Source organism: Neisseria sp. S1, assembly GCF_048060015.1.
GTDB lineage: Bacteria > Pseudomonadota > Gammaproteobacteria > Burkholderiales > Neisseriaceae > Neisseria > Neisseria arctica.
In genome coordinates this window covers 32,453-58,149 of sequence record NZ_JBLUPI010000003.1, presented here as the reverse complement: position 1 = coordinate 58,149, position 25,697 = coordinate 32,453, and the positions used below count along the sequence as shown (strand labels likewise).

Annotated in this window: 21 protein-coding genes; 7 read left to right on the top strand and 14 right to left on the bottom strand. The window is 47.8% G+C overall.

Annotation, left to right across the window (positions count from 1 at the left end):
* Positions 1 to 74: 74 nt before the first annotated feature.
* Entirely contained in the window at positions 75 to 1,922 is a 1,848-nt protein-coding gene (locus ACEPPX_RS03100; protein WP_416622900.1) for a transglycosylase SLT domain-containing protein, read from the top strand.
* Between the two features lie 129 nt (positions 1,923 to 2,051).
* Here the strand turns inward: ACEPPX_RS03100 and ACEPPX_RS03095 are convergent, their stop codons facing one another.
* Positions 2,052 to 2,891 carry a DNA ligase gene (locus ACEPPX_RS03095; RefSeq protein ID WP_416623009.1) on the bottom strand — a complete coding sequence of 280 codons (840 nt, stop codon included), beginning with the start codon at positions 2,889 to 2,891 and terminating at the stop codon, positions 2,052 to 2,054.
* A gap of 143 nt (positions 2,892 to 3,034) precedes the next feature.
* On the opposite strand from ACEPPX_RS03095, the gene ACEPPX_RS03090 reads away from it, so the two are divergent.
* Both ACEPPX_RS03090 and ACEPPX_RS03085 read left to right on the top strand, forming a co-directional pair.
* Positions 3,035 to 3,667 (top strand): MBL fold metallo-hydrolase, encoded by a 633-nt coding sequence (locus ACEPPX_RS03090; protein ID WP_416622899.1) that lies wholly within the window; start codon positions 3,035 to 3,037, stop codon positions 3,665 to 3,667.
* 148 nt (positions 3,668 to 3,815) lie between these two features.
* Entirely contained in the window at positions 3,816 to 4,979 is a 1,164-nt protein-coding gene (locus ACEPPX_RS03085; RefSeq protein ID WP_416622898.1) for a DUF937 domain-containing protein, read from the top strand.
* Between the two features lie 182 nt (positions 4,980 to 5,161).
* Here the strand turns inward: ACEPPX_RS03085 and ACEPPX_RS03080 are convergent, their stop codons facing one another.
* Positions 5,162 to 6,631, bottom strand: a complete 1,470-nt coding sequence (locus tag ACEPPX_RS03080; RefSeq protein WP_416622897.1) for a protein adenylyltransferase SelO — start codon at positions 6,629 to 6,631, stop codon at positions 5,162 to 5,164.
* Between the two features lie 181 nt (positions 6,632 to 6,812).
* Entirely contained in the window at positions 6,813 to 7,838 is a 1,026-nt protein-coding gene (gene queA / locus ACEPPX_RS03075; RefSeq protein WP_416622896.1) for a tRNA preQ1(34) S-adenosylmethionine ribosyltransferase-isomerase QueA, read from the bottom strand.
* A 383-nt stretch (positions 7,839 to 8,221) separates the two neighbouring features.
* On the opposite strand from queA, the gene accB reads away from it, so the two are divergent.
* Together accB and accC are read left to right on the top strand one after the other, a co-directional pair.
* Positions 8,222 to 8,680, top strand: coding sequence for an acetyl-CoA carboxylase biotin carboxyl carrier protein (gene accB / locus ACEPPX_RS03070; protein WP_416622895.1), 459 nt, complete (start codon positions 8,222 to 8,224; stop codon positions 8,678 to 8,680).
* A 91-nt stretch (positions 8,681 to 8,771) separates the two neighbouring features.
* Entirely contained in the window at positions 8,772 to 10,139 is a 1,368-nt protein-coding gene (accC, locus tag ACEPPX_RS03065; RefSeq protein WP_416622894.1) for an acetyl-CoA carboxylase biotin carboxylase subunit, read from the top strand.
* A 164-nt stretch (positions 10,140 to 10,303) separates the two neighbouring features.
* On the opposite strand, the gene ACEPPX_RS03060 is transcribed toward accC, so the two are convergent.
* A complete protein-coding gene (locus ACEPPX_RS03060) occupies positions 10,304 to 10,795 on the bottom strand; it encodes a disulfide bond formation protein B (RefSeq protein ID WP_047760934.1) in 492 nt (163 codons plus the stop codon).
* A gap of 290 nt (positions 10,796 to 11,085) precedes the next feature.
* Between ACEPPX_RS03060 and ACEPPX_RS03055 the strand changes: the two genes are divergently transcribed.
* Entirely contained in the window at positions 11,086 to 12,399 is a 1,314-nt protein-coding gene (locus ACEPPX_RS03055; RefSeq protein ID WP_416622893.1) for an NCS2 family permease, read from the top strand.
* A gap of 341 nt (positions 12,400 to 12,740) precedes the next feature.
* Here the strand turns inward: ACEPPX_RS03055 and fba are convergent, their stop codons facing one another.
* Both fba and ACEPPX_RS03045 read right to left on the bottom strand, forming a co-directional pair.
* The gene (gene fba / locus ACEPPX_RS03050) at positions 12,741 to 13,805 is read right to left on the bottom strand and encodes a class II fructose-bisphosphate aldolase (RefSeq protein WP_047760936.1); all 1,065 of its coding nucleotides are present in this window, start codon (positions 13,803 to 13,805) and stop codon (positions 12,741 to 12,743) included.
* 317 nt (positions 13,806 to 14,122) lie between these two features.
* Positions 14,123 to 14,704, bottom strand: a complete 582-nt coding sequence (locus ACEPPX_RS03045) for an RDD family protein (protein ID WP_416622892.1) — start codon at positions 14,702 to 14,704, stop codon at positions 14,123 to 14,125.
* Between the two features lie 176 nt (positions 14,705 to 14,880).
* Between ACEPPX_RS03045 and asd the strand changes: the two genes are divergently transcribed.
* On the top strand, positions 14,881 to 15,999 hold the full coding sequence (gene asd / locus ACEPPX_RS03040) for an aspartate-semialdehyde dehydrogenase (RefSeq protein ID WP_416622891.1): 1,119 nt from the start codon (positions 14,881 to 14,883) through the stop codon (positions 15,997 to 15,999).
* Positions 16,000 to 16,151: 152 nt separating this feature from the next.
* Here the strand turns inward: asd and ftsZ are convergent, their stop codons facing one another.
* The 8 genes from ftsZ to murD form a co-directional block, all read right to left on the bottom strand.
* Positions 16,152 to 17,324, bottom strand: a complete 1,173-nt coding sequence (ftsZ, locus tag ACEPPX_RS03035; protein WP_416622890.1) for a cell division protein FtsZ — start codon at positions 17,322 to 17,324, stop codon at positions 16,152 to 16,154.
* Positions 17,325 to 17,488: 164 nt separating this feature from the next.
* Entirely contained in the window at positions 17,489 to 18,724 is a 1,236-nt protein-coding gene (gene ftsA / locus ACEPPX_RS03030; RefSeq protein ID WP_047760940.1) for a cell division protein FtsA, read from the bottom strand.
* A 21-nt stretch (positions 18,725 to 18,745) separates the two neighbouring features.
* Entirely contained in the window at positions 18,746 to 19,486 is a 741-nt protein-coding gene (locus ACEPPX_RS03025; protein WP_047760941.1) for a cell division protein FtsQ/DivIB, read from the bottom strand.
* Positions 19,476 to 20,387, bottom strand: a complete 912-nt coding sequence (locus ACEPPX_RS03020) for a D-alanine--D-alanine ligase (RefSeq protein WP_047760942.1) — start codon at positions 20,385 to 20,387, stop codon at positions 19,476 to 19,478. Before ACEPPX_RS03020 ends, ACEPPX_RS03025 begins: the two co-directional genes overlap by 11 nt.
* Positions 20,388 to 20,465: 78 nt before the next feature.
* Positions 20,466 to 21,863 (bottom strand): UDP-N-acetylmuramate--L-alanine ligase, encoded by a 1,398-nt coding sequence (murC, locus tag ACEPPX_RS03015; protein ID WP_047760943.1) that lies wholly within the window; start codon positions 21,861 to 21,863, stop codon positions 20,466 to 20,468.
* 171 nt (positions 21,864 to 22,034) lie between these two features.
* Entirely contained in the window at positions 22,035 to 23,102 is a 1,068-nt protein-coding gene (gene murG / locus ACEPPX_RS03010) for an undecaprenyldiphospho-muramoylpentapeptide beta-N-acetylglucosaminyltransferase (RefSeq protein ID WP_416622889.1), read from the bottom strand.
* Positions 23,103 to 23,107: 5 nt separating this feature from the next.
* Entirely contained in the window at positions 23,108 to 24,268 is a 1,161-nt protein-coding gene (ftsW, locus tag ACEPPX_RS03005) for a putative lipid II flippase FtsW (protein WP_047760945.1), read from the bottom strand.
* 66 nt (positions 24,269 to 24,334) lie between these two features.
* A complete protein-coding gene (murD, locus tag ACEPPX_RS03000) occupies positions 24,335 to 25,669 on the bottom strand; it encodes a UDP-N-acetylmuramoyl-L-alanine--D-glutamate ligase (RefSeq protein ID WP_416623008.1) in 1,335 nt (444 codons plus the stop codon).
* Positions 25,670 to 25,697: the final 28 nt, after the last annotated feature.

The following is a 25,697-nucleotide window of genomic DNA, read 5'->3' as shown; positions in this document are numbered from 1 at the left end:
TGTTTTTTATAAGCTGCCGGCCGCACCATATCCCTCAATTCAAAACACAATACAAAAACGACAAAGGCCATAAAATGACCGTATCACGCCATTTCAAACTCACGCTAATGACTTCTGCCGTGTTGGTTCTGGCAGCCTGCTCTTCACCGGAACAACCGCTGGAGCCGATTAACCGCGGCGAACATGCAAGCGGCGGCATTTCCCTTCCGCGTACCCAAGCTACCGAATCACCCTCAAAAATATTGAGTGATTACAGCCTTTACCGTAGCACGCTTGACGCTATCAAGCGCGATGACGATATTCTGCCCGCACAGTTTTTAAGCCAAATAGGCGATAGTGCCATGGCTGAAAACGTACGCAACGAATGGCTGAAAAGTTTGGGCAAACGCGGCCAGTGGTCGCAGTTTGACCAACAATACGCCCGATTGGAAGCAGACGGCCGCTCTCAAGAAGTAGAGTGCTATGCCGCCTACCGCAGCGGCCAATATGGCAAGTTGGCTGCCGATTTGGTGAAGGAGTTGGGCCGTTTGCCGCAAGGCTGTACCACATTAATAGAAACCGCAGCAGCATCCGGGAACCTAAACCAAGCAGACGCTTGGCGTCGCGTACGCGGTTTAATCAGCAACAACCAGCTTACTGATGCGCGTAATCTTGCCGCTGCTCTAGGCAGCCCCGTTGATGCCAGCGGCGTAGGCGCTCAAGAATACAGTCTTAATACCATCATCGGCCGCAACGCAAAATCCACACCCGATGCAGCCAACCGCCTGCAAGCGCAAAGCGGCGCCTACACCCGCGAACAATCAGGATTCGCTTGGGGTGTGTTAGGGCATGCCCAAGCACTCAGCCAAAACATGGAAACCGCACTGAGCTACTATAGCCAAGCCGACCGCTCACAACTTTCCGAAGACCAGTTCGAGTGGTATGCCCGTGCCGCTCTGCGTTTGCAACGTTGGAACGAATTGGCCGATATTATCCAAAGCATGCCGGCTTCTTTAAAAAGCAAGCCCGACTGGCAATATTGGCTAGGACGCGCTTATGCTGCCCGCGGCGATCAAAACCGTGCCCGCAACCTGTATGAGCAAGCAGCAAAAAGCGGCCGTAATTTCTATGCGGTACTGGCCACCGAAGAACTCGGCCACCGCATCAATACCCGCAACAATGTCGGCGAAGCATCCAAGCGCGATATTGATGCTTTGGCACGCAACGGTACTGTCGACCGCGCACTCACCCTGTTCCGCGCCAGCCAAAATAGCGGTGATTGGACCATGCGCCGCCAAGCACAAGCGGAATGGCGTTATGCTACCCGCGGAGTAAATGAAGATACCTTATTAGCCGCTGCCCAATTGGCACACGATAATGAGTTTTACGAAATGGCGATTAATAGCGCCGAACGCACTGACCACAAGCTGAATTACAACTTGCGCTACATTTCTCCCTTCCGCAGCATCACCGAACCTTACGCTTTGCAGGCCGGCGTTGACCCGGCATGGGTATATGGCTTAATCCGCCAAGAAAGCCGCTTTATGATCGGAGCGCGCTCCAACGTGGGTGCTACCGGGCTCATGCAGGTTATGCCGGCTACCGCACGTGAAATTGCGTCGAAAATCGGAATCAGTGCGGACGAGTTGCACACTATGGACGGTAATATCCGCATGGGCACTTGGTATCTCGGCGATGCCAAACGCCGCCTCAGCAATGATGAAGTGATGGCCACCGCAGGTTACAACGCCGGCCCGGCACGCGCGCGCCGCTGGCAGGCTTCCGTACCGTTGGAAGGTGCCATTTATGCCGAAACAATTCCTTTCAACGAAACCCGCGACTATGTGAAAAAAGTCATGACCAACGCCACTTATTACGCTTCGTTGTTCAATGAGCCCCAAACCTCACTAAAGCAGCGCATGGGTACCGTGCCGGCCCGTTAATCAACAAAAAAGCTTTTTCCGATTGTTGATAACGCCCGCATCTTTTGATAAAGGCCGTCTGAAACTTTCAGACGGCCTTTGGCATTACATTAATAGAATATCAGCGGTACGATACTGTATATGGTTCGCTTATTTCATCTGGCGCGGCTTTTCAGGACTATCGTTTCTGATACGCACATATGTGGCGAAACGCGGCATGCCTGTTTTGGTAAACCCCCGATAACGGTAAGTAACCAAACTGCCGACAGGAGGCGGATTCTGGCGGTCTGCATCTTTAAAGCCGCTACCGATTCTAAATTCGCCAAGATGGTTTTTGCAGCCAAGGGCGCCCAACATCCCCGCATATTTGCCTCGACCTTCATGATGACGGGTAACGGTACATTCCGCATCATATGCGGATTTTAGTTTGAGTAGGTTACTGCTGCGCCCGCCTTGGTAAGGTAGATTAGGATTTCGCAGCATCACACCTTCACCGCCAAGCGATTCGACTTCTTTTAAATAGCCTTGGGCATGGGCGTTATTGCGAACAGGAATTTGACGGATTACTACAATCGGTGCCTTCGGGTTTCGATCAAGCCAACGTTGCAGCACTGCCAGCCGCTGATAAAGATTACCCTCCGCTTTGGGTACATCAAATACATGAAGTTTGATATCGTGCCAATCTGCATGTGCGGAGCGCACGGTCGCCGAAATCTGCTCAAAACGCCCGCGGCCGCTATAAAGTTCGCCATCCAGCGGATAAGGAGGAAAATAACGGGTAAAACCTGTCGGCGGCGAAAAAGAATAACCTCCCCGGCTGATAAGACGTTTGCCATCCCAATAAGCACGTACGCCGTCAAGCTTTTCACTCATTGCCCAACCTTGTACATTCTGCCCTTTGAATTCTTGTGCCAACAGCAAATTGGGGGAAGCTCCCAAGGGAAAACAGATGAAAGCCAAAGCATAAGCAGGTAAGATATAACGCACTATTTATCCCCTTAAATAATAATATAAGTAATTATTCTAATATAAACCAATTGAAAATGTAATATGCATAATCGATTGGAATTATCTCATCGGTCTAAAACACAAAAGGCCGTCTGAAAATATAAGAATTTAAAGGAATCAACACTATGTCGTTACAGATAGAAATCATGCCGGTTACCCCATTCAGGCAAAATTGCTGTTTGATTTGGGATGATGAAACCAAAGAGGCGGTATTAACCGACGTTGGCGGAGACGTACCGTTCATACGGGAAGAAATTGCCAAGCGCGGATTGGATTTACGTGCGATTTGGCTAACCCACGGACATCTTGACCATGCGGGCGGTGTAGTGGCTTTTTTGCAAGAACATGAAGTACCGGTACTGGGGCCGCATCAAGACGATTTGTTTTTGTTGGAACAACTGCCCCAACGCACGGCCGAATTCGGCTTTCCTGTTTCTCCTGCATTCACTCCGACACGCTGGCTGACAGAAAATGAAACTTTAGAAATAGGCCGATACCGTTTCACAGTATTGCATATTCCCGGCCATACGCCCGGCCATGTTGTTTTTTATTGTGAACAAATAAATCTGCTGATAGCAGGAGACGTGTTGTTTTATGAAAGCATAGGCAGAACCGATTTTCCCCGCGGCAACCATACGGATCTCATTACCAATATCCGTGAAAAACTATTTGTCTTACCGGAAAACACCAACGTCATTCCCGGACACGGAAGAACAACCACTATCGGACATGAAAAACGACACAATCCGTATTTATAAGTATGCAAACTGTAAAAAAAATTTAAGTTTACCTTTCATCTACTATACAGCCGATGCACTGATATAGTATGCAAGTTGTACATGTGTGTACAAAGCCTGCCAAAGCAGGCTGTTTGAAAATAGTAAAAAAATAATTTAAGGAGCAAGTATGTCTCTCGATTTGGGTAATTTGTTGCAAAGCCAATTAGGTAATGTATTAAGTCAATTTTTAGGCAACAACGGCGAAGCCGCCGACAGCAGCAGCAAAGCCGCAAGCTTAGCGATTCCCGCCATCGTAGCCGGTTTGATTAAAAATATCAGTGGCAACCCTTCCAATGCCTCCGGCTTGTTCGACCTGATTAAAGGCGATGCCGGCAAACAACTCACCGGAGCAGTTTCCCAAGCAGCCGAGGGTAGTAATCTCGGTTCACTGATTGACTTGGGCAAAAGCCTGCTACCCAACCTTTTAGGCGGCAATGCAGCCGATGTGGCAGATCAGATTTCTCAAGAAAGCGGCGTATCAAAAGCCTCTGCAGGCTCGCTTCTTTCTTTGGCACTACCTTTGGTATTATCCGCACTACGCGGCCACGTTCAAACCAATAGTTTAAATTCAAACCAGATTTTAGGCTTGTTCGGCCAGCAGCAAGGCTGGTTATCTCAAGCATTAAGTAGCAACATGCTGTCTGCTTTGGGAATCAGCAGCCTGAGCGGTTTGTTCGGCGGCTTATCCAATATGGCTGGGAGCTTGGGCGGCATCAGTGCTGCAACCACTACGGCTGCGGCTAAAAGTTCCGGTATCGGCAAATGGATTATCTTGGGTATAGCAGCAATTTTAGCTGCATTTGCCTTAAAAAATTGCAGTGCCAATAACGAACAGCCTTCCGCACCGACAACTCTGCCCGCAGCCTCTGAAGCAGTTGCTTCAAGCGCATCAGAAGCTCCTGCCGCTTCTGAGCCGGCTGTTGCATCAGAGCCCGTTACCGCTGCTCCTATTGCTGACCATGCCCGCGTTACTTATGAAGAAGGCGTAGCTAAGTTCTTCTTTGCTACCGGCAAAACTGATATCGCAGAAGGGGCCGAAACCATCGTAGCTGATGTTATCAATGCCGGTAAAGAAGGTAAAAAACTGGTTATTAGTGGCTTTGCCGATAGCACTGGTGATGCCGCCGCTAATGAAGAATTGTCGAAAAACCGTGCCGCTGCAGTTAAAGCTTTCTTTGAAGCCCAAGGTGTAAGTGCCGATAAGATTGAGCTGCGTAAACCTGAAAATACAACCGGTGCGATTGGCAATGATGTAGAAGGCCGTCGCGTAGAGGTAACGGTAGAAGGTTAATAAAAAAGTCTGAAAAAACCGACTGCATATATGCAGTCGGTTTTTTTATTTATTTTTGATAAGGTTTTTTAAACAACAGACTAGGGCGGCAGGCGTAAAAAATGAATTCGATATCTCGGCTGTTAACCTCATCAAAAAACCACATCATCCGCCAAATCCGGTTTTCAAACTTATTTTTAATTTTAGCTTGAACAACTCACACAAATTCCACCGGCCCAATCCGGCGGCAACTCGGCAAAATCGGCAAATTCTTTTTGCTCAGTGAACGGATGGCGCATGCAACGGTATAACCGTTCGATTTCACGAAAATCACCATTTTTTGCCTGCACTATCGCCTGCTCCAATAAATAATTCCGCAATACATACAATGGATTCACAGCATCCATTTGCACTTTACGCACTTTCGGATCACTGTTTTCCGCACGCAACCGCCCCCGATAACGCCCTATCCAAGCAATAAACGATTCGGTCGGGCCGTGAAACAACTCCATTAACCCGGCCGGCAACGGTTCTCCATGCACATTGCCTACATCTGCCAAACGGCGGAAATAAAGTGTGAAATCAACTTTACGGCTCTGTAAGGCATCAAACATATCCGATACCAGCTCTTCATCACCTTTTTGCTCTGTTTGCAAGCCGAGTTTAGCGCGCATTCTCTTCAAATAAGCGGCACGGTATATATCGGGGAAATGTTCCAGTTCGTCTATCAATGCACTTTCCGAAACCAACGGTAACAGGCATGAAGCCAAACGCGACAAGTTCCAATGTACTACATAAGGCTGCTCGTTGTAGGCGTAACGCCCGCTATGATCGGAATGGTTGCAGATATGACGACGGTCATAAGCATCTAAAAAGCCAAACGGCCCGTAATCAATAGTCAACCCTAAAGCCGACATATTATCGGTATTCAATACGCCATGACAAAACCCCACACTTTGCCAAGCTGCTACCAATTCAGCGGTTCGACGGCTGATTATTTGGAACAAGGCGAAATAAGGATTATCTGCTTCACGGCATTCCGGGAAGTGGTTATCAATCAGAAAATCAGCCAAAGGTTGCAGGTTTTCATGGCGGCCGCTGTGATACATATATTCGAAATGACCGAAGCGGATAAAACTGGGAGCCACACGCGTCACCACGGCTGCGGTTTCCTCCTCTTCACGGTACACGGGGTCGGGGCTGCCAATGAGTGCAAGAGCGCGCGTTGTGGGAATACCCAAACCGTGCATGGCTTCGGAACACAAATATTCACGGATTGACGACCGTAAAACCGCCCTACCGTCTGCAAAGCGGGAATATGGTGTTCTCCCGGCACCCTTAAGCTGCCACTCCCAACGTTTGCCGCTCCCATCTATCCAGTCGCCCAGCAACATGGCGCGGCCGTCTCCCAATTGACGCACATAAACACCAAACTGGTGGCCGCTGTATACAGAAGCCAAAGGAACTGGCCGGTAAACATCCGCACTACCGCTTAAATATGCCAACATGCCGTCTGAAAACATTTCGGACGGCATGTTGATTTCCTCTGTCAAGTCCTCATTACGGGCAATCCAATAGGGCGAGGTCAACGGTTCGGAGCGGACACGGGTATAGAAACCCGAAGGCAAGCGGGCAAACTCAGGTTCTTGTAAAAACGGCATATGGGAAAGCATATGGTTTCCTGTGCGCAAATATCACCGGTAAAAGACAGCAAAATGCAGCCCCAATCCAAGCGAAGTGATCATAAATAGGTATGCTCATCAGCTTAGCACAACTTACTGCCGCCTGCCGAAAAAACAGGCAAATTATCCGAACCACTAAAACAAGAGTTTGATGCAAATATAGCGAACTCTTTTATGCCCTCCCCAACACCATGGCATCACCGTAGCTAAAAAAGCGGTACTCCTGCTCAATCGCATGGCGATACACATTACGGATATGCTCCGTTCCTGAAAATGCACTCACCAACATCAATAAGGTCGACTTAGGAAGATGAAAATTGGTTACCAAACAATCTACGACATTAAAACGGTAACCGGGCGTGATAAAAATATCGGTATCGCCCCGCCCGGCCTGTAAACAGCCTGTCGCTCTGGCGGCAGATTCAAGGGCACGCATAGAAGTCGTTCCTACCGCCCACACCCTCTTTCCTGCCGCTTTGGCAGCCTCTATCGCAGCCACCGTTTCAGACGGCACTTCAAACCACTCGCTGTGCATTTTATGTTCGGCTATGTTTTCGACCCGAACCGGCTGAAATGTACCCGCCCCGACATGCAGCGTAACTTCTCCAATATTCACGCCTTTGTTCTTCAATCCATCTAATAAAGCCTCAGTAAAATGCAGGCCTGCAGTCGGTGCGGCAACCGCACCCTGATATTTGGCATAAACCGTTTGATAACGGCTGTCGTCATTATCATCGGCTGCCCGCTCAATATAGGGAGGTAGCGGCAAACGGCCGTTTTTCTCCAAAAGCTCGTAAATATCTGCATCACCATCAAAGCGCAAACAAAACAATTCTCCCTCTCGAGCCAGCATAGTGGCGGTAATTCCACCTTCAAACTGCAACTCCGTACCCGGCTTAGGCGATTTTGAAGAGCGGATATGGGCCAAAGCCGTGTGCCCGTCTATCACCCGCTCAACCAGAGCCTCGATTTTACCGCCGCTGGCTTTTTGCCCGAACAGACGCGCTTTCATCACCTTGGTGTTATTAAATACCAAAACATCCCCAGCCGATACCAAAGATGCCAGATCTGCAAAACGCAAGTCTCTCAGAGGTTGCCCGGGAAAAGCCTTCAACAAGCGGCTGCTGCCGCGCACCTCCGGCGGATGCTGGGCAATCAGGGCATCGGGCAAATCGAAGTCGAAATCATTGATATGCATGGGTGAACCGTTTTATCAGAAAATAAAGTGGATAATTATAGCGGAATTTAAACAATACACCGAATCACTACATTTATCCCAACCGACAACCGCATAGCCGCCAAAAGCCTTTAGAATAAAAGCTCTTAACGTTTCCGTCATATTTTACACACTCTCGACAACCGTCATTTTATCGACCAAAACTCCCTTTTTTTGACAATTTACTGGACATTTAACGGTAAGTTAGCGAAAATGCCGCATCAGAATACACATAAAAACTCATCTGCTACTCAGAGGATTTCTTAAAAGCACTCCGCTCGGACAGCCAAGCTGCCGCCCACGGACCTGCTATATATCACGACCCAAGCGCCCAGACGCTTCCGTCTTTTTCAAAGGATCACAACATGGACTTACGCAAACTGAAAAAACTGATCGATTTGGTGGAAGAATCAGGTATTGCCGAAATCGAAGTTACCGAAGGTGAAGAAAAAGTACGCATCACCCGCTCTTTAGCCGCCCAGCAGCCCGTTTACGCTGCTCCTGCACCGGTACAAGCCGCTTCGGTAGCAGTTTCGGCTCCTGCCGCCCCCGCCGCGACTGCCTCATCAGCTGCTCCTGCCGCCGATTTGAGTGCAGCACAAAAATCACCGATGGTCGGCACTTTCTATCGCGCTCCAAGCCCAACGTCACCCGCTTTTGTTGAAGTAGGACAAAGTGTGAAAGCCGGCGACACCTTGTGCATCATCGAAGCCATGAAACTGATGAACGAAATCGAAGCCGAAAAATCCGGCGTTATCAAAGAAATTTTGGTGGAAAACGGTCAACCCGTGGAATACGGCGAACCGCTGTTCATCATCGAATAACCGCCTTTCAGACGGCCTATGCCCGGAATAATCCGTACATTGAAAGGCCGTCTGAAAAACCGTTCGGAACCTTTTCTGAAAAGAAACCGCTATGTTGAAAAAAGTTTTGATTGCCAACCGTGGCGAAATCGCCTTACGCGTATTGCGTGCGTGCCGCGAGATGGGCATCGCCACCGTGGCCGTGCATTCCGAAGCCGATAAAGACAGCCTGCATGTCAAACTGGCCGATGAATCAGTATGTATCGGCCCTGCACCCTCACCGCAAAGCTATCTGAATATTCCCGCTCTGATTTCCGCCGCAGAAGTTACCGGCGCGGATGCCATCCACCCGGGTTATGGCTTTTTGGCTGAGAATGCCAGCTTTGCCGAACAAGTTGAAGAATCCGGCTTTGTCTTCATCGGCCCCCGTGCCGACACCATTCGTTTGATGGGCGATAAAGTTTCGGCCAAACATGCCATGATTGAAGCCGGCGTGCCTTGCGTCCCCGGTTCGGATGGTGCTTTGCCCGACAACGATGCAGAAATCCTAAAAATCGCTGATAAAGTCGGCTTTCCCGTCATTATCAAAGCCTCGGGCGGCGGTGGCGGCCGCGGTATGCGTGTTGTCGAAAAGAAAGAAGACCTGCTCAAATCGGTTGAGATGACAAAAACCGAGGCCGGTGCCGCATTCGGTAACCCCATGGTTTATATGGAACGCTACCTACAAAAGCCCCGCCACGTTGAAATTCAAGTGCTGGCCGACGAACACGGCAATGCCATCTATTTGGGTGAGCGTGACTGCTCAATGCAACGCCGCCACCAAAAAGTAATCGAAGAAGCTCCTGCTCCGGGTATCACCCAAGCAGAACGCGAAAAAATCGGCGAAGCCTGCGTAGCCGCTTGTAAGCGCATCGGCTACCGCGGTGCGGGTACTTTCGAATTTCTGTATGAAGACGGCGAGTTTTTCTTTATCGAGATGAATACCCGCGTACAGGTAGAGCATCCGGTAACCGAGCTAATCAGCGGCGTAGACATTGTGCAAGAGCAAATCCGCGTTGCCAGCGGCCTGCCCCTACAATACACGCAAAGCGACATCGTATTGGAAGGTCATGCTTTCGAATGCCGTATTAATGCCGAAGATCCCTATAACTTCATCCCGAGCCCTGGCTTAATCGAAAGCTGCCATCTGCCCGGCGGCCTTGGTGTCCGTGTTGACAGTCATATCTATCAAGGCTACCGTATCCCGCCGAATTATGACAGCCTAATTGGAAAGATCTGTGTACATGGCAAAACCCGTGGGCAAGCAATGGCTAAAATGCGTGTTGCTATGGCGGAACTGGCCATTACGGGCATTAAAACCAATGCAGCCTTACATCGTGATCTTTTTGCCGATCCCGGCTTTCAAAAAGGCGGTGTAAGCATCCACTATTTGGAAAAATGGTTGGAAGCGCGTGCAGCGAAACTTGCTGAAAAAGCATAAACTTTTTTAACATCGATAATAAATGCCGTCTGAATTTTATTTCAGACGGCATTTCCATATACAGAAGTAGGTTCGTCAAGCGGCAGCCCACAAAGCAAGCAGCAGGATAAAATCAACACGAATCAAACCTGCACCAATTCAATCAAACCTTCAAGATATTGGAACTATATCCGGCGACTCTTCCACCATGCACCCCATACCAGCAGCAACACAAAAGCAAAATACAATATGCTCCATACCGGTAACGGAACACCTAAAAAGTAATCAGGTACGGCACAATCTCCAAAACCACGTACAACCGGTTCCCAAATATCGAATAAAGGCCAATCACGTAAACGGAACGTCCACGGTGCACCGCAAGCAGGAGCAGTACCCGGCGGGAGGCTTTGCAGCCACATCTGATAAACAGCTACACCAGCCCCATATACCGCCGGAATACTTACAAATAATGCACTCAATGTACGCGCCATCGGTTTGCGTTGTGCAGAACAGGCCGCCAATAAAGTAACTATGCCGACAGCCAGCACAGATACGCGCTGCAAAATGCATAGTACACACGGATTCAAGCCGAGTACATATTGGGAAAAAAATGATCCTACAGCCGTTAACAACGAAAGTAAAACGATCCCCCAAAGGGTTTTACGAAATATATTCATAGGAACTCAAAGCAAAATAGATAATATCTGATCAAACAAAAGCCATCTGAAATGATACGAATAAGAATTCTTTCCAGTATAAATCGGTTAACGATATCCAAGCTAGCGATTTTACAGCAACATACAACTACCTTGCCTACTGCCAACCACCCCACTTTTACCCGAGCGATATAAAACAGAAAAACCACACATTATCAAATCCCTATAGAAATTGTTGACACTTCTCGGAAAACTCGGCATAAAACCGCTATAATAGCGCGGCTCATTTACTTAACTTCACGAATGTTATCATGGAAAACCCAAATACCAGTCTTCTTGAGAAATGGTTCAAGATAAAGGCAAACGGCAGCACCGTACGCACGGAACTGCTTGCCGGTTTAACCACATTCTTGACCATGTGCTACATCATCATCATCAACCCTCTAATTTTATCGGATGCGGGTATGGATATGGGTGCGGTATTCGTTGCCACCTGTATTGCCTCTGCCATCGGCTGTTTTGTGATGGGCGGCCTGGCCAACTATCCGATTGCATTGGCACCCGGCATGGGCTTGAATGCTTATTTCACCTACGCCGTCGTAAAAGGTATGGGAGTACCTTGGCAAATCGCCCTAGGAGCCGTTTTCGTATCCGGTATCATTTTTATTTTCTTCAGTCTGTTTAAGATCCGCGAAGCCTTGGTAAATGCTTTACCAATGTCGCTGAAAATGTCTATCGCTGCCGGTATCGGCCTCTTTTTGGCATTGATCGCACTAAAAAGCGCAGGCATTATTGTCGACAACCCTGCCACATTGGTAGGTATGGGCGATATTCATAACCCTGCCGCCCTCTTGGCCATGCTTGGTTTTCTAATGATTATCGTGTTAGAACACTACCGTGTACGCGGCGCTATTATTCTCTCTATTCTCGCCATCACCGCAATCGCTATCTTTTTGGATTTAAGTGAATTCAAAGGTATCATTGGCAGTGTACCCAGTATCGCACCTACTTTCATGCAGATGGATTTCAACGGTTTATTTACCGTCAGCATGCTCAGCGTGATTTTTGTTTTCTTTTTGGTTGACTTGTTCGACAGTACCGGTACTTTAGTAGGTGTTTCCCATCGTGCCGGCTTGTTGAAAGACGGTAAGCTGCCTCGTTTAAAACGAGCTTTGCTGGCTGACTCGACAGCTATTGTTTCCGGCGCCGCACTGGGTACCTCTTCTACTACACCCTATATCGAAAGTGCATCCGGTGTAGCCGCAGGTGGCCGTACGGGGCTAACTGCCATTACCGTTGGCATTCTGATGCTTGCCTGCTTGTGGTTTTCTCCGCTGGCGCAAAGTGTTCCCGCCTTTGCTACCGCACCAGCCTTACTCTATGTAGGCGTACATATGCTGCGCAGTGCTACCGAAATCGATTGGGATGATATGACAGAAGCCGCTCCGGCGTTTCTCACGATCGTATTTATGCCCTTTTCTTACTCGATTGCAGACGGTATCGCCATGGGCTTTATCAGCTATGCAGCCATTAAATTATTGTGCGGACGCGCCAAAGAAGTACCACCGATGGTTTGGATCGTAGCCGTATTATGGGCTGCCAAATTTTGGTTTTTAGGTGCATAACTGTCTTCCCCTAAACATTTTGTGTACTGTTTAGGGGATTGTTCTTTTACTGCTCAATGCATGGTATTCGCACCTAGAAATAAATCAATGCCGTCTGATAAATGTTTCAGACGGCATTGATTTATGTATTAAAAATCATAATGCCCCAATTCCTCAACAAACAATATATCCAATTTGATAAAGGCCGTCTGAAAACAGGCTTATTGTAAGTGACGAATACCGTACAATAGCAAACATGCTTCCAAAATATTCTTTGCTAAAAAATAAAACCGAACCTTCATCTGCAGGTTCGGTTTTATTTTTCTATCTTAGTAAATGACCATCATCAAATATAGCTGTCATTATTTAATGATCTGAGCCAATTCGCCTTTAGCATACTTTTCGGCCATTTTTTCCAATGAAATCGGCTTAATCTTACTGGCCTGTCCTTCACAACCGAAAGCAACATAACGATCAATACACACTTGTTTCATTGCTTCAACCGATTTGGCCAAATACTTACGGGGATCGAATTCCGCAGGGTTTTCAGCCATAAATTTACGGATAGCACCCGTGGAGGCCAACCGCAAATCAGTATCAATATTTACTTTACGAACACCGTGTTTAATGCCTTCTACGATTTCCTCTACCGGAACGCCATAGGTTTCGCCAATCGCACCACCATATTGGTTGATAATTTGCAGCCATTCTTGCGGCACAGAGCTTGAGCCGTGCATTACCAAATGCGTATTAGGCAAACGTTCGTGAATTTCTTTAATACGGTCAATACGCAAAACATCTCCGGTAGGTTTGCGGCTGAATTTATACGCACCATGGCTGGTACCGATAGCGATAGCCAGAGCATCCACACCGGTGTCTTTCACAAATTGCGCCGCTTCTTCCACGCTGGTCAACATTTGGCTGTGATCCAATACGCCTTCAGCACCGATACCGTCTTCTTCACCAGCCTTACCGGTTTCCAAATTGCCGAGTACACCGATTTCACCTTCTACCGACACGCCGCAAGCATGAGAAAACTCAACTACCTTGCGGGTTACTTCAACATTATATTCATAAGATGCCGGTGTTTTTCCATCGCTCTTAAGCGAACCGTCCATCATCACCGAACTGAATCCCAGCTGGATAGAACGTTGACACACATCCGGAGAAGTACCGTGGTCTTGGTGCATAACCACCGGAATATGTGGAAATTCTTCGACTGCCGCCAAAATCAAATGGCGTAAAAAAGGAGCGCCGGCATATTTACGCGCCCCTGCACTAGCCTGAACGATTACCGGAGCATTAACCGCATCTGCCGCTTCCATAATGGCACGCATCTGCTCTAGGTTATTAACATTGAATGCCGGTAAACCGTAATGGTTTTCTGCCGCATGATCCAAAAGTTGGCGCATTGATACAAGTGCCATAATAGAAGCTCCTCAAACTGTAATCAGATGTAATTGAAAACCAGTGGCGATTATAGCAGCTTCTGCCATCTTTTTTGAAGCATATTCACTACAAGGTCATTAACATTGACCAAACGGTTTTATCCCTATTTCCGGCATAATTTTGCCTAAAAACCATCTTTTCAAGATAATTAGAGCCATAAATAAAAACTTTATGGATACCAAGGTTGAGGATTTTCTTTCTTCAGCACCACTTTGATATTAAAAAAGCCGTCTGAATTTTCAGACGGCCCTTTGGCAATACCAATGTATTCCATCAATCTGTAATATTACCCGTACTACTTTTTAGGCAACTGTACCACGACCGTACCGGCCACATAATCCTGCAAAGTACGGCGGTCTTTGTCTTTATTAAACAACATCACAAAACAAGCTACGGACGCGGCAAAAGAAATCAGGTTGCCCACACTCTCGGCTTCTCCCATGTCGGCACCTAACACCAAAACAATTAAAAACGCAAGAACCAGCGCAACTACAGCCAGCAAAAGATTGTAGACTACTTCACGCATCAAAACCGTACCGATAAAACCGGGATTACTGCCGTCTTTTTTTAATACGCGAATATTCATTACCCGCTTGCCCAATGACTGACCATGTTTGCTCATCATCCAAAGCTGCCAGACACCATAGATAAGCAATATAGCAAAACCTCCCAAAACACCGGGACTCAACCAATTAATATCTACATTTTCCGTAGCATTCCAATCATTGGTCATCAAAGGCCACAAAACAAAAAATAATAATGGCAAATAAGCCACGATAGAAAACAACAAATTCAATAAATAAGCGGCAATACGGCTACCTGGCGAAGCAATAACAACTTCAACCTCATCACTATGCCACATAGTGTTTGATTGCATATCCATATTCATTGTTACCCCCACATACAATTAAAATATAAAAAATATACCCATATGATTTACAACATTTTATTATCAATAGCAATAAATCACTTTACATTTTACCCTATAGGGTTAAAAATCTTTCCTTAATATCGTATTATTCTATCATCAAATCTTTTTTCAGGAGAAAATACATGAAAGTAGGTTTCGTAGGCTGGCGCGGCATGGTAGGTTCCGTGCTGATGCAGCGTATGCAAGAAGAAAATGACTTCGCCCATATTCCCGAGGCCGTATTCTTTACCACTTCAAATGTCGGCGGCGATGCTCCCGACTTTGGACAAACAGAGAAAAAACTCCTTGATGCCAACAATATTTCCGAACTGGCTAAAATGGATATTATCGTAACCTGCCAAGGCGGCGATTACACTAAATCTGTTTTCCAACCCCTACGTGATAGCGGCTGGCAAGGTTATTGGATTGATGCCGCATCATCATTACGAATGAATGACGATGCAGTGATTATTCTCGACCCTGTCAACCGCAACGTCATTGACGAAGCATTGAAAAATGGTGTGAAAAACTATATCGGCGGCAATTGTACCGTTTCCCTGATGCTGATGGCTTTAGGCGGGCTCTTCCAAAACGATTTGGTAGAATGGGCTACCAGCATGACTTATCAAGCCGCATCCGGAGCCGGCGCTAAAAACATGCGCGAGCTGATTGAAGGCATGGGCGCGATTAACAGCGAAGTATCTAAAGAGCTGGCTGACCCCGGCAGCACCATCCTTAATATCGACCGAAAAGTCAGCGACTTTTTGCGTAGCGAAAATTATCCGAAAACCAATTTCGGCGTACCTCTGGCCGGCAGCCTGATTCCTTGGATTGATGCGGATTTAGGCAATGGCCAATCTAAGGAAGAATGGAAAGGCGGTGTAGAAACCAACAAAATCCTTGGCCGCAGTACCAATCCTATAGTGATTGACGGGTTATGCGTCCGCGTTGGTGCCATGCGTTGCCACAGCCAAGCCATCACTTTAAAATTGAAAAAAGATTTGCCGGTTGAAGAAATCGAAAAACTGCTTGCTTCGGCCAATGACTGGGTAAAAGTCATCCCCAACCAAAAAGAAGCCAGCATGAATGAACTTACCCCTGCAAAAGTAACCGGTACTTTGAGCGTTCCGGTAGGCCGTATCCGAAAAATGGGAATGGGCGGTGAATATATCAGCGCATTTACCGTAGGCGATCAATTGCTGTGGGGTGCTGCAGAACCTCTCCGCCGCATGTTACGAATCGTATTGGGTAATTTAAACTAAAATCAACCTCTCAAATAAGAGGCCGTCTGAAAAGCAACGGGCATCTAACCGTTGCTTTTTTATTTTCCCCACATAAAACTTTTGCTATGTAAAACAAAAAGCCCGTAATTATTCTATTACGGGCCTTTTTACTGGAACCAATTGATTTAGATTTAATCGGCTTGTCGGCGTAATACGGCTGGAATTTCAAAATCATCCAATACAGACTGATTTGAAAAGTCCGATGCAGCCAGATTCATACTACGCGCCTTGCGGCCGGAAACAATCACGCTGTCAATATTGGGGAAACCATCGTCCGTACCGGTTGCGTGCTGGTTTTTCACCATGCGCAAATTATTGGTATTGGAAGCAGACTGGTGTTCTTTCAAACCGGTAGCGATAATGGTAACTCGAATATCGCCTTCTTCCATTGCTTCATCTTCAGCAGTACCATATTTACGCTCTGCTTCGGGGTGGGCGTATTCATCGACCACCTGCATAATTTCACGATACTCAGACATTTTCAAACAGCCCGGAGCGGTCGTAATATTCACCAACACACCACGTGCGCCGTCGAGAGTCACATCATCCAACAACGGGCTGGAAATGGCTTGCTCCGTTGCCAAACGTGCACGGTCAATGCCTTGTGCAAAACCCGATCCCATCATAGCCATACCCATAATGCTCATCACGTTTTTCACGTCGGCAAAGTCAAGGTTGATGAAGCCCGGGCGGGTTACCACCTCGGAAATACCGGCAACCGCATCACGTAATACGTTATCGGCCGCACGGAATGCTTCACGCACAGTAACATCCTCACCCAAAGCAGTCATAAGCTTATCGTTCGGAATCACAATCAGTGAATCCACTTGGCTCTTAAGATGGTCCAAACCCTCTTGGGCGATATTGATGCGCTTGCCTTCATGGCCGAAAGGACGGGTTACTACCGCCACAGTCAAAATACCCAGTTCTTTGGCAATTTCCGCAACAATCGGTGCCGCACCGGTACCGGTACCGCCGCCCATACCAGTAGTGATAAACAACATATTGGCACCGCGAATGGCATCAGCAATCGCTTCACGGTCTTCTTGGGCTGCCGCACGGCCGATTTCAGGATTGGCACCGGCACCCAAGCCGCGGGTCAAATTTACACCCAACTGGATGCGCTTGGCAGCATTGTTCTTGCCCAACGCTTGGGCATCTGTATTCGCACTGATAAATTCGACACCTTGAACGGTGTTCTCAATCATATTATTGATTGCATTACAACCGCCGCCGCCAATACCGATTACTTTGATGACCGCAGGGCTCGCTGCAGACTCTACTACATCGTAAACCAATTCCATGTTAAAGCTCCTCTGCGCCCTGCTTCAGGACAACATTTCAAACATATATTAATCTCTTTCATTATAGAGGATTTTTTTGTAAAAAAGTAAAAGCTGATTTATTTTTACCTTTTTCCTCGAGCCATTTGATTTCAGACGGCCTATGAAATCCCAGAAATGAAAGATTAAAAGTTATTGCGCAACCATTCTTTGATTTTGACCAACAGGCTTTCACCCGGTTCCTTCACCGCTACGCTACCGCTAACAGTGCTGCCGTAAACATCACCACGTGCTGCTTGAAGCAAGCCGATAGCCGTCGCATAGCGCGGGTTACGGATGCGCTCGGACACCCCGCCCATTTCTTGAGGTACGCCGATACGTGCAGGCAAATTAAACACATCTTCGGCCAAATCAACTATACCGGTCAGCAAAGATGCCCCGCCCGTCAGAACAACACCTGAAGTTAACACCTCTTCAGGGAATCCACTGCGGCGCAACTCATTTAAAGTTAACTCCAGAATTTCCTCTACACGCGGTCCGATAACACTGGCTAGTACACGGCGTGAAATTTGGCGCGGCTGACGGTCTCCTACGCTCGGCACTTCGATCATTTCATCCAAACCATCCATCGTGGCAATTGCTACGCCGTGATGGATTTTTATGTATTCAGCCGCATTGTGCGGGGTGCGGAGCGCCTGAGCCAAATCTTTGGTAATCAAATCACCCGCTACCGGAATCACCGCAGTATGACGGATAGCACCGTTAGTATAAACCGCAATATCGGTTGTGCCGCCGCCGATATCAATCACGCAGACACCCAAATCTTTTTCGTCTTCCGTCAAAACCGCCTGGCCGCTAGCCAGCGGTTGCAACATAATCTGATCCATGTGCAGGCCGCAACGGTTAACGCACTTTTGAATGTTTTGCAATGCGGTAATCGCACCCGTAATGATGTGTACTCTGGTATCCAAGCGTACGCCGCTCATACCGATGGGTTCTTTGACACCGGGTTGGTTATCAATAATATACTCTTGTACAACAGTATGAAGAATATTATGGTCCGGCGGAATATTAACAGCCTTAGCGGTTTCGATAGCACGGTCGATATCGGCTTGGGTTACTTCGCCGTCTTTAATTTTCACTACGCCTTGGGAGTTCAAACTGCGAATATGGTTTCCTGCAATACCCGTAGTAACGCTGTCAACCTTACAGTCTGCCATCAATTCGGCCTCATTCATGGCTTGCTTAATGGCTTGGGCGGTAGCATCGATATTGGTCACCATACCGGCTTTCAGACCGCGTGAAGGCGCCTGTCCCAAGCCAACAATATGGATTTCGTTGTCATCTTGAACTTCACCGATAAGTGCGATAACTTTTGATGTACCGATATCAAGTGCGCTGATATATTTGCCTTTTACCATGATATTCCATTCATTATTTGTTTACTGTTGATCTTCGGCAGCAGTTTCAGACGGCATATCTTCTTCTGCTTCACGCATGCGTACGGCAAAGCCGTCTTTGTAACGCATGTCTACATAATCCAATCTGTTTTGCTGGCTTTTCAGCAAATCCGGCCACAACCGGGCAAAACGCTGCAATCTCTCGTTTTCATTTTCACGTCCCAGACGTATGCTGATACCATTATCCAACACCAACGACCACGCCGAGCGCGCCGTATATTCGAGCTTGGTAATCTTAAGATTTAAGGGAGCCAGCAATGATTTGAAGTGTTGATAATGGGTAACCATATCTTTAGCATGACCGGGCTGCCCGTCAAACTCGGGAAATACTTCATCACTGGGTGCTTTAAAAATATTACCTTCGGAATCTACCAAAGCCGAATCTTTCCAGCGTGCTACGGGCACACGTTCTACTAAGGATATTTCCACCGTATCGGGTATTTTCCGGCGAACCTGTGCCGATGCTATCCATGGTAATTTTTCAAAAGCCTCACGCGCTCCGTTTAAATCGGCTTTCAAAATATTGCCGCGGATATATTGTTGGGCAATAGTCTGCAATTCTTTACCGCCGGTATACTTGAGCTCCCCCTCTATCTTTACTTGCTTAATCGGCAGATAGGGCGAGTTGTAAAGCCACACGCCGCCGGCACCCAACAACATCAGTACGACAAGTGTGAGTAGCCAGCGGGTAATACGCCGCATGGCGCTTGCATTATCCCACATGAGCAGTCTTTAAAATTTCAACACATAAATCGGCAAAGCTCAAGCCGCTTTGAGCCGCTGCTTTCGGCACTAAACTATGGCTGGTCATTCCCGGCAAAGTATTGATTTCTAAAAGATATAACTTTCCATCGGTATCTCTTAGAAAATCCACGCGCCCCCATCCTTGGCCGCCTATCGCATCGAAGGCACGCACGGCCAAATTTCTCATCAGGGTTTCGTCTTTTTCGCTTAAATCAGAAGGGCATTGGTAAACGGTATCGTCACGATTGTATTTGGCTTCATAATCGTAAAATTCGGTAGCCGGAATAATACGGATACTCGGTAATGCGGTACGACCCAATACACCGCAAGTGTATTCCCCGCCGCCGATAAAACGCTCGGCCAAAATTTCGCCATGTAAGTGTTTTACTGATTCATATGCACTTTTGAGAGCACCGGCTTCCTTAACTTTGACAACTCCGATGCTACTACCTTCTACGGCGGGTTTGACAAACAAAGGCAAACCCAGCTCGCTCTCTATGGCTTCGAAATCACTGTCATCATGCAAAACAGCGAACTCAGGTACAGGCAATCCTAATGCCTTCCAAATCAGTTTGGTACGGTATTTGTCCATCCCGATAGATGAAGCGGCAACGCCGCAACCGGTATAAGGCACCCCTAGCGCCTCCAAAACGCCTTGTACCGTACCATCCTCACCGTAGGTACCGTGCAGCGTATTAAAGGCCGTCTGAAAACCCAAGGCTTTCAACTGCATAATATCTTCATGTTTGGGATCAAACGGATGGGCGTCTATTCCTTTGCTTTGCAAGGCTTTGACAATTGCCGCACCACTGTTCAGCGACACTTCGCGCTCAGCCGAAAATCCGCCCATCAATACGGCTACTTTACCGAAATTTTGCATCTATGTTTCTTTCCTGCTGTTTTGCAGACGGCCTCACTGTTGGACAACCGCCTTCTCAATTTTATAACTACCACGACGTTATTTGGTTTGATCTACCAAAGCCTGTGCGGTTTTATTGATACTGCCAGCGCCCATGGTCAGTACGACATCGCCGTCTTGTAGAACATTCAGCAATGTTTGCGGCAACATGTTGAGGTCTTCACAGTAAATCGGTTCCAATTTCCCCAAAACCCGTATGGCCCGCGCCAAGGCACGGCTGTCGGCAGCGACAATCGGCTCTTCGCCCGCCGAATAGACTTCGGTCAATACCAAACTATCAACCGTGCTCAATACGTTTACGAAGTCTTCAAACAAATCACGGGTACGGGTATAGCGGTGCGGTTGGAATACCAGCACCAACCTTTTGTCAGGATAAGCCCCTCTGGCAGCAGCTAAAGTAGCAGCCATTTCAACGGGATGATGACCGTAGTCATCAATAATCAACGCCTGCCCGCCTTTGGGTAAATTAATGTTACCGTAACTTTGGAAGCGGCGGCCTACACCGGCAAAACCGAGCAAACCCTGCTGAATAGCCTCGACCGGCGCACCAACTTCCAAAGCCACACCGATGGCCGCCAAGGCATTTAATACATTATGGCGGCCGGGCATATTCAACACCACTTCAAACGGCTCGATGCCTTCACTGTTCACATGCACGGTAAACCGCATTTGCGCACCGTCGGTGCAGACATCGGTTGCATAAATATCAGCACTGCTATCCAAACCGTAAGTAGCGAAAGGTTTGCTGACATGAGGCAAAATAGCGCGTACATGTTCACTGTCTATACATAAAAATGCCTTACCGTAAAAAGGCATACGATGGATAAAAGTGATGAATGCCTGATGCAACTTATCGACACTATGGTCGTAAGTATCCATATGGTCGGTATCGATATTGGTCACTACCGACATCACGGGGGTCAGGTGTAGGAATGAAGCATCGGATTCATCCGCTTCTGCAACAATGTACTCACCCTTTCCCAAACGGGCATTACTGCCTGCGGCGGTCAGTTTGCCGCCGATAACGAATGTAGGGTCTAATCCTGCAGCAGCCAAAATCGAAGCAGTCAAACTGGTGGTTGTGGTTTTACCGTGTGTACCGGCAATAGCGATACCATCACGAAAACGCATGAGCTCTGCCAACATCAATGCACGTGGAATGACAGGAATTTTGCGTTCGTGAGCCGATACCACTTCAGGATTATCGTTTTTTACCGCAGTAGAAGTGACGACTACATCGGCATTGGCAACATGCTCTGCAGTATGACCGGGGTATACTTGGATACCGAGGCTGCTCAAATGACGGGTTACTGCACTTTGAGCTTGGTCTGAACCTGAAACGTTAAATCCGAGATTATGCAGTACTTCGGCAATACCGCTCATACCTGATCCGCCGATGCCGACAAAATGGATATTTTTTACTCTGTTTTTCATCATACTCTATCTTCTGTGCAGCAAACCGCTGCGTTTTCTTTCTTACTAAACAACAGCCGCTTTTTGTTGTGTTCAGACGGCCTTCAGGTACATATAATCAAACCGTTTATTGTAAAGGCGACCGGTAAGATGCGCCATGCCCGTATATGTAAATTCTTTTCTGTTTCCGAAGTCTTATAATGTAGTTGAAATGGCAATATCAGCCACATCGTCCGCACTATTCGGCAAAGCCAGTGTGCGGGCATTTTCTGCCCATACCAAGCATTTCTCACGGCTCAAACTATCGATTACTTCAGCCAAACCCGCTGCAGTCAGCTGCGATTGGGGCAAAAGTAATCCGGCTTCAGCCTGCACCATAAACCGCGCATTTGCGGTTTGGTGATCATCTACCGCGTGCGGATACGGTACCAATAAAGCGCCGACTCCGGCAGCAGTAAGCTCGGCAATCGTTAGTGCCCCCGAACGGCAGATCACCAAATCGGCATCACGATAGACAGCTACCATATCATCGATGAATTCGACACATTCGGCATCCACACCTAATTTATCATACTCGGCTTGTAAGTTTCCAAGCTTGTTTCGTCCCGACTGATGATACATTTGCGGGCGGCGTTCCTCCGGCAGTAATGCCAAGGCTTGGGGCAGCATTTGATTGAGGATATCGGCACCCAAGCTACCGCCCATCACCAATATTTTCAGACGGCCTTGTCGGCCTGCGAAGCGTTCGGCAGGTGCGGGAAGGTTAGCAATATCGGCACGCACCGGGTTACCAACCAGGCCGTCGGCATTATCAAAAGCTTTAGGAAAAGCATACAATACACGCCGCGCCCAACGTGAAAGCTGCTTATTGGCCATGCCTGCTATAGCGTTTTGCTCGTGAATCACAATCGGAATCCCGGCCAGCTTGGCGGCTACTCCACCGGGAAAGGTAACAAAACCACCAAAACCGATCACTGCATCTACACGGTGTTTTTTTAAAATTTTGGTAGCTGCTTGAACAGTTTTCAACAAGGTAAACGGCAACATCAGCTTACGTTTCCAACCATTACCGCGCACGCCTTTAATCGCCAATGTCTCCAACAGAATATCGTGCTTGGGTACGATATGTGTTTCCATTGCACCTTCGCTACCTAGCCAAACCACATGATGCCCGCGTTCGCGTAAAGCCTCGGCTACGGCCAATGCCGGGAAAATATGCCCGCCCGTGCCGCCGGCCATCAACAGAAAAGTTTTTCCGACCATGTTTTTTACCCTTGTACTTTATAGCCGCGCATTTTCAAGCGGTTTTCATAATCTACCCGCAAAACCAAAGTCATGCTGACAAGCATCACAATCACCGCCGAACCGCCGTATGACATCAACGGCAATGTCAAACCTTTGGTCGGTAGTAATCCGATATTCACACCTATATTAAAAAAACTTTGTATCCCTAACCAGATACCGACACCTTTTGCCACAAATGCACCGAAATACAAATCCAAATCACGCGCCTGCTTTCCTATCGAAAATGCGCGCCATACCAACCAAGCGTAACAGAAAATCAGCACACAAATACCGACCATACCGAATTCTTCGCCGATAACGGCCAAAATAAAATCAGTATGCGCCTCCGGCAAATAAAAGCGCTTTTCCAAGCTCGAACCAAGTCCGACACCGAACCACTCGCCCCGTGCAATTGCCATCAGCGAATGAGTCAGCTGATAACCTTTGCCCAACGGGTCTTCCCATGGATTCAAAAAAGCCGTCACCCTCGCCACACGATAAGGAGCCACCATAATCAAACCGGCCATACTCACCAAACCGGTTCCAACCATCATCGAAAACCATTTCCACGGCAAACCGGCCAAGAACAACAGTCCCAAAGATACTACGGTAACCACCACAACCGAACCGAAGTCCGGTTCCAACAAAATTAAGCCCAAACCCAAACCTACCGGCACACCCGCAAAAATTACTTTACGGAATTGCTTGAGTATTTCCGCCTTACGGGTAAAAAAGCTCGCCAAATAAAGAATAATTGCCAGCTTAAAAATTTCGGTAGGTTGTAAATTAATGGGGCCTAAATGTATCCACCGTTTGGCACCGTTGATTTCCCGTCCTAAAAATAGCACCAGCAACAGCAAAAACAAACTAAATACCAAAATCCACGGTGTCCATTTTTTCCACCTTGCCATGGAAACCTTAGCCGCCATTAAGCTGCACAGCGTACCAAAACCCAAAAAGATGGCTTGGCGCGAGAGATAAAACCATTGGCTGCCGCCGTCATGCTCCGCATAGGCAACAGATGCGGAATAAATCATCAGCAAGCTGAAAGACAGCATCAACACCAGCATCCAAAGTAGGGACTGATCGATTTTATGACCGTTTTTCAGTAATTTCCGGTCGAGTAATTTGGATTCGGTAATCATGTTTTATAGTATCGTGTTTCTATTCAGACGGCCTTGCATTTGGTCAAAAGGCCGTCTGAAAAAAGCTTAGGCCAGCGATTTGAACGCTTCAATGAATACTTGGGCACGGTGTGCGTAGCCTTTAAACATATCAAAGCTCGCACAGGCCGGGCTGAGTAAAACGATATCGCCTTGCTCAGCCAACCCGTAAGCACGGGAAGTAGCTTCTTCCAATGTTTGGCAATGCAATAAAGGCATTCCGCAACCTTGTAAATCGGCTTCGATACGCGGAGCATCCTCACCAATCAACAAAACCGCACGCGCCTTATTTTTCAAAGCATCGCGCAAGGGAGTGAAATCCTGCCCTTTCCCCTGTCCGCCGGCAATTAATACGATAGGACTCTGCAAGCCTTCAATCGCCGCACAAGTAGCGCCGACATTCGTACCTTTACTATCGTCTATAAACATAATACCGTTTTTTTCACCAACTTTTTCAACACGATGGGGTAGTCCTTGAAAGGTTCGGACATGTTGTAACAATTGTTCGCGCGGTAAGCCGATAGCCTCGCACAAGGCCAGAGCCGCAAGTACGTTGGCGGCATTATGCAAGCCCTGTAATGGAATCTCGGCAGACGGTAGCAGATCCTCATCTCCTGCTTTCAGACGGCCTGCATCTACCCAATAATCCGTACGGCATGACAATGAAAACCAACGTACATCGCGCCCTTGCCGGCGCATAGCCCGGCACATCGCATCATCTGCGTTCAATACCTGTACGCCGCTGCCACGGAAAATTTTGTCTTTGGCATGGGCATAGTCAAGCAAATCATCGTAACGGTCGAGATGGTCTTCAGAAATATTCAAAACCACAGCGGCATCCGCATCCAGATGATCGGTGTTTTCCAGTTGGAAACTCGAAAGCTCCAACACCCATACATCAGCGGGGCGGCCTTCGCGCTCCACATACGCTTCCAGCACAGGAGTACCGATATTTCCCGCCACTACCGTATCCAAGCCGCATTTACTGCAAAGATACCCCACCAAGCTGGTAACGGTTGTTTTACCATTACTACCTGTAATAGCGATTACTTTGTCGCTACGCCCTTGCAACAGGCCGGATAAAATTTCCACATCACCCAATACACGCCCGCCCGCTTGTTTGAAAGCATCTATTTCAGGGCGCCGCTCACTAATGCCCGGGCTAAGCGCCAACACATCGAAACCATACGCCAAGGCATCTTTCAAGCTGCCGCTATAACACACTAAGTTGGGAAAACGCGCTTTGAGTTGCGCCTCACGCTCGGCACTCAAATCCGCATCATAAGCAGCCACCCGGGCGCCTGCCGCTTGCAGAAATGCCAACATGGAAACACCTGAGCCGCCCATACCGGCGACCAATACTTTTTTATCTTGCCAATTCATCATTTCTTGCCAATAGTCACGGCCTTTA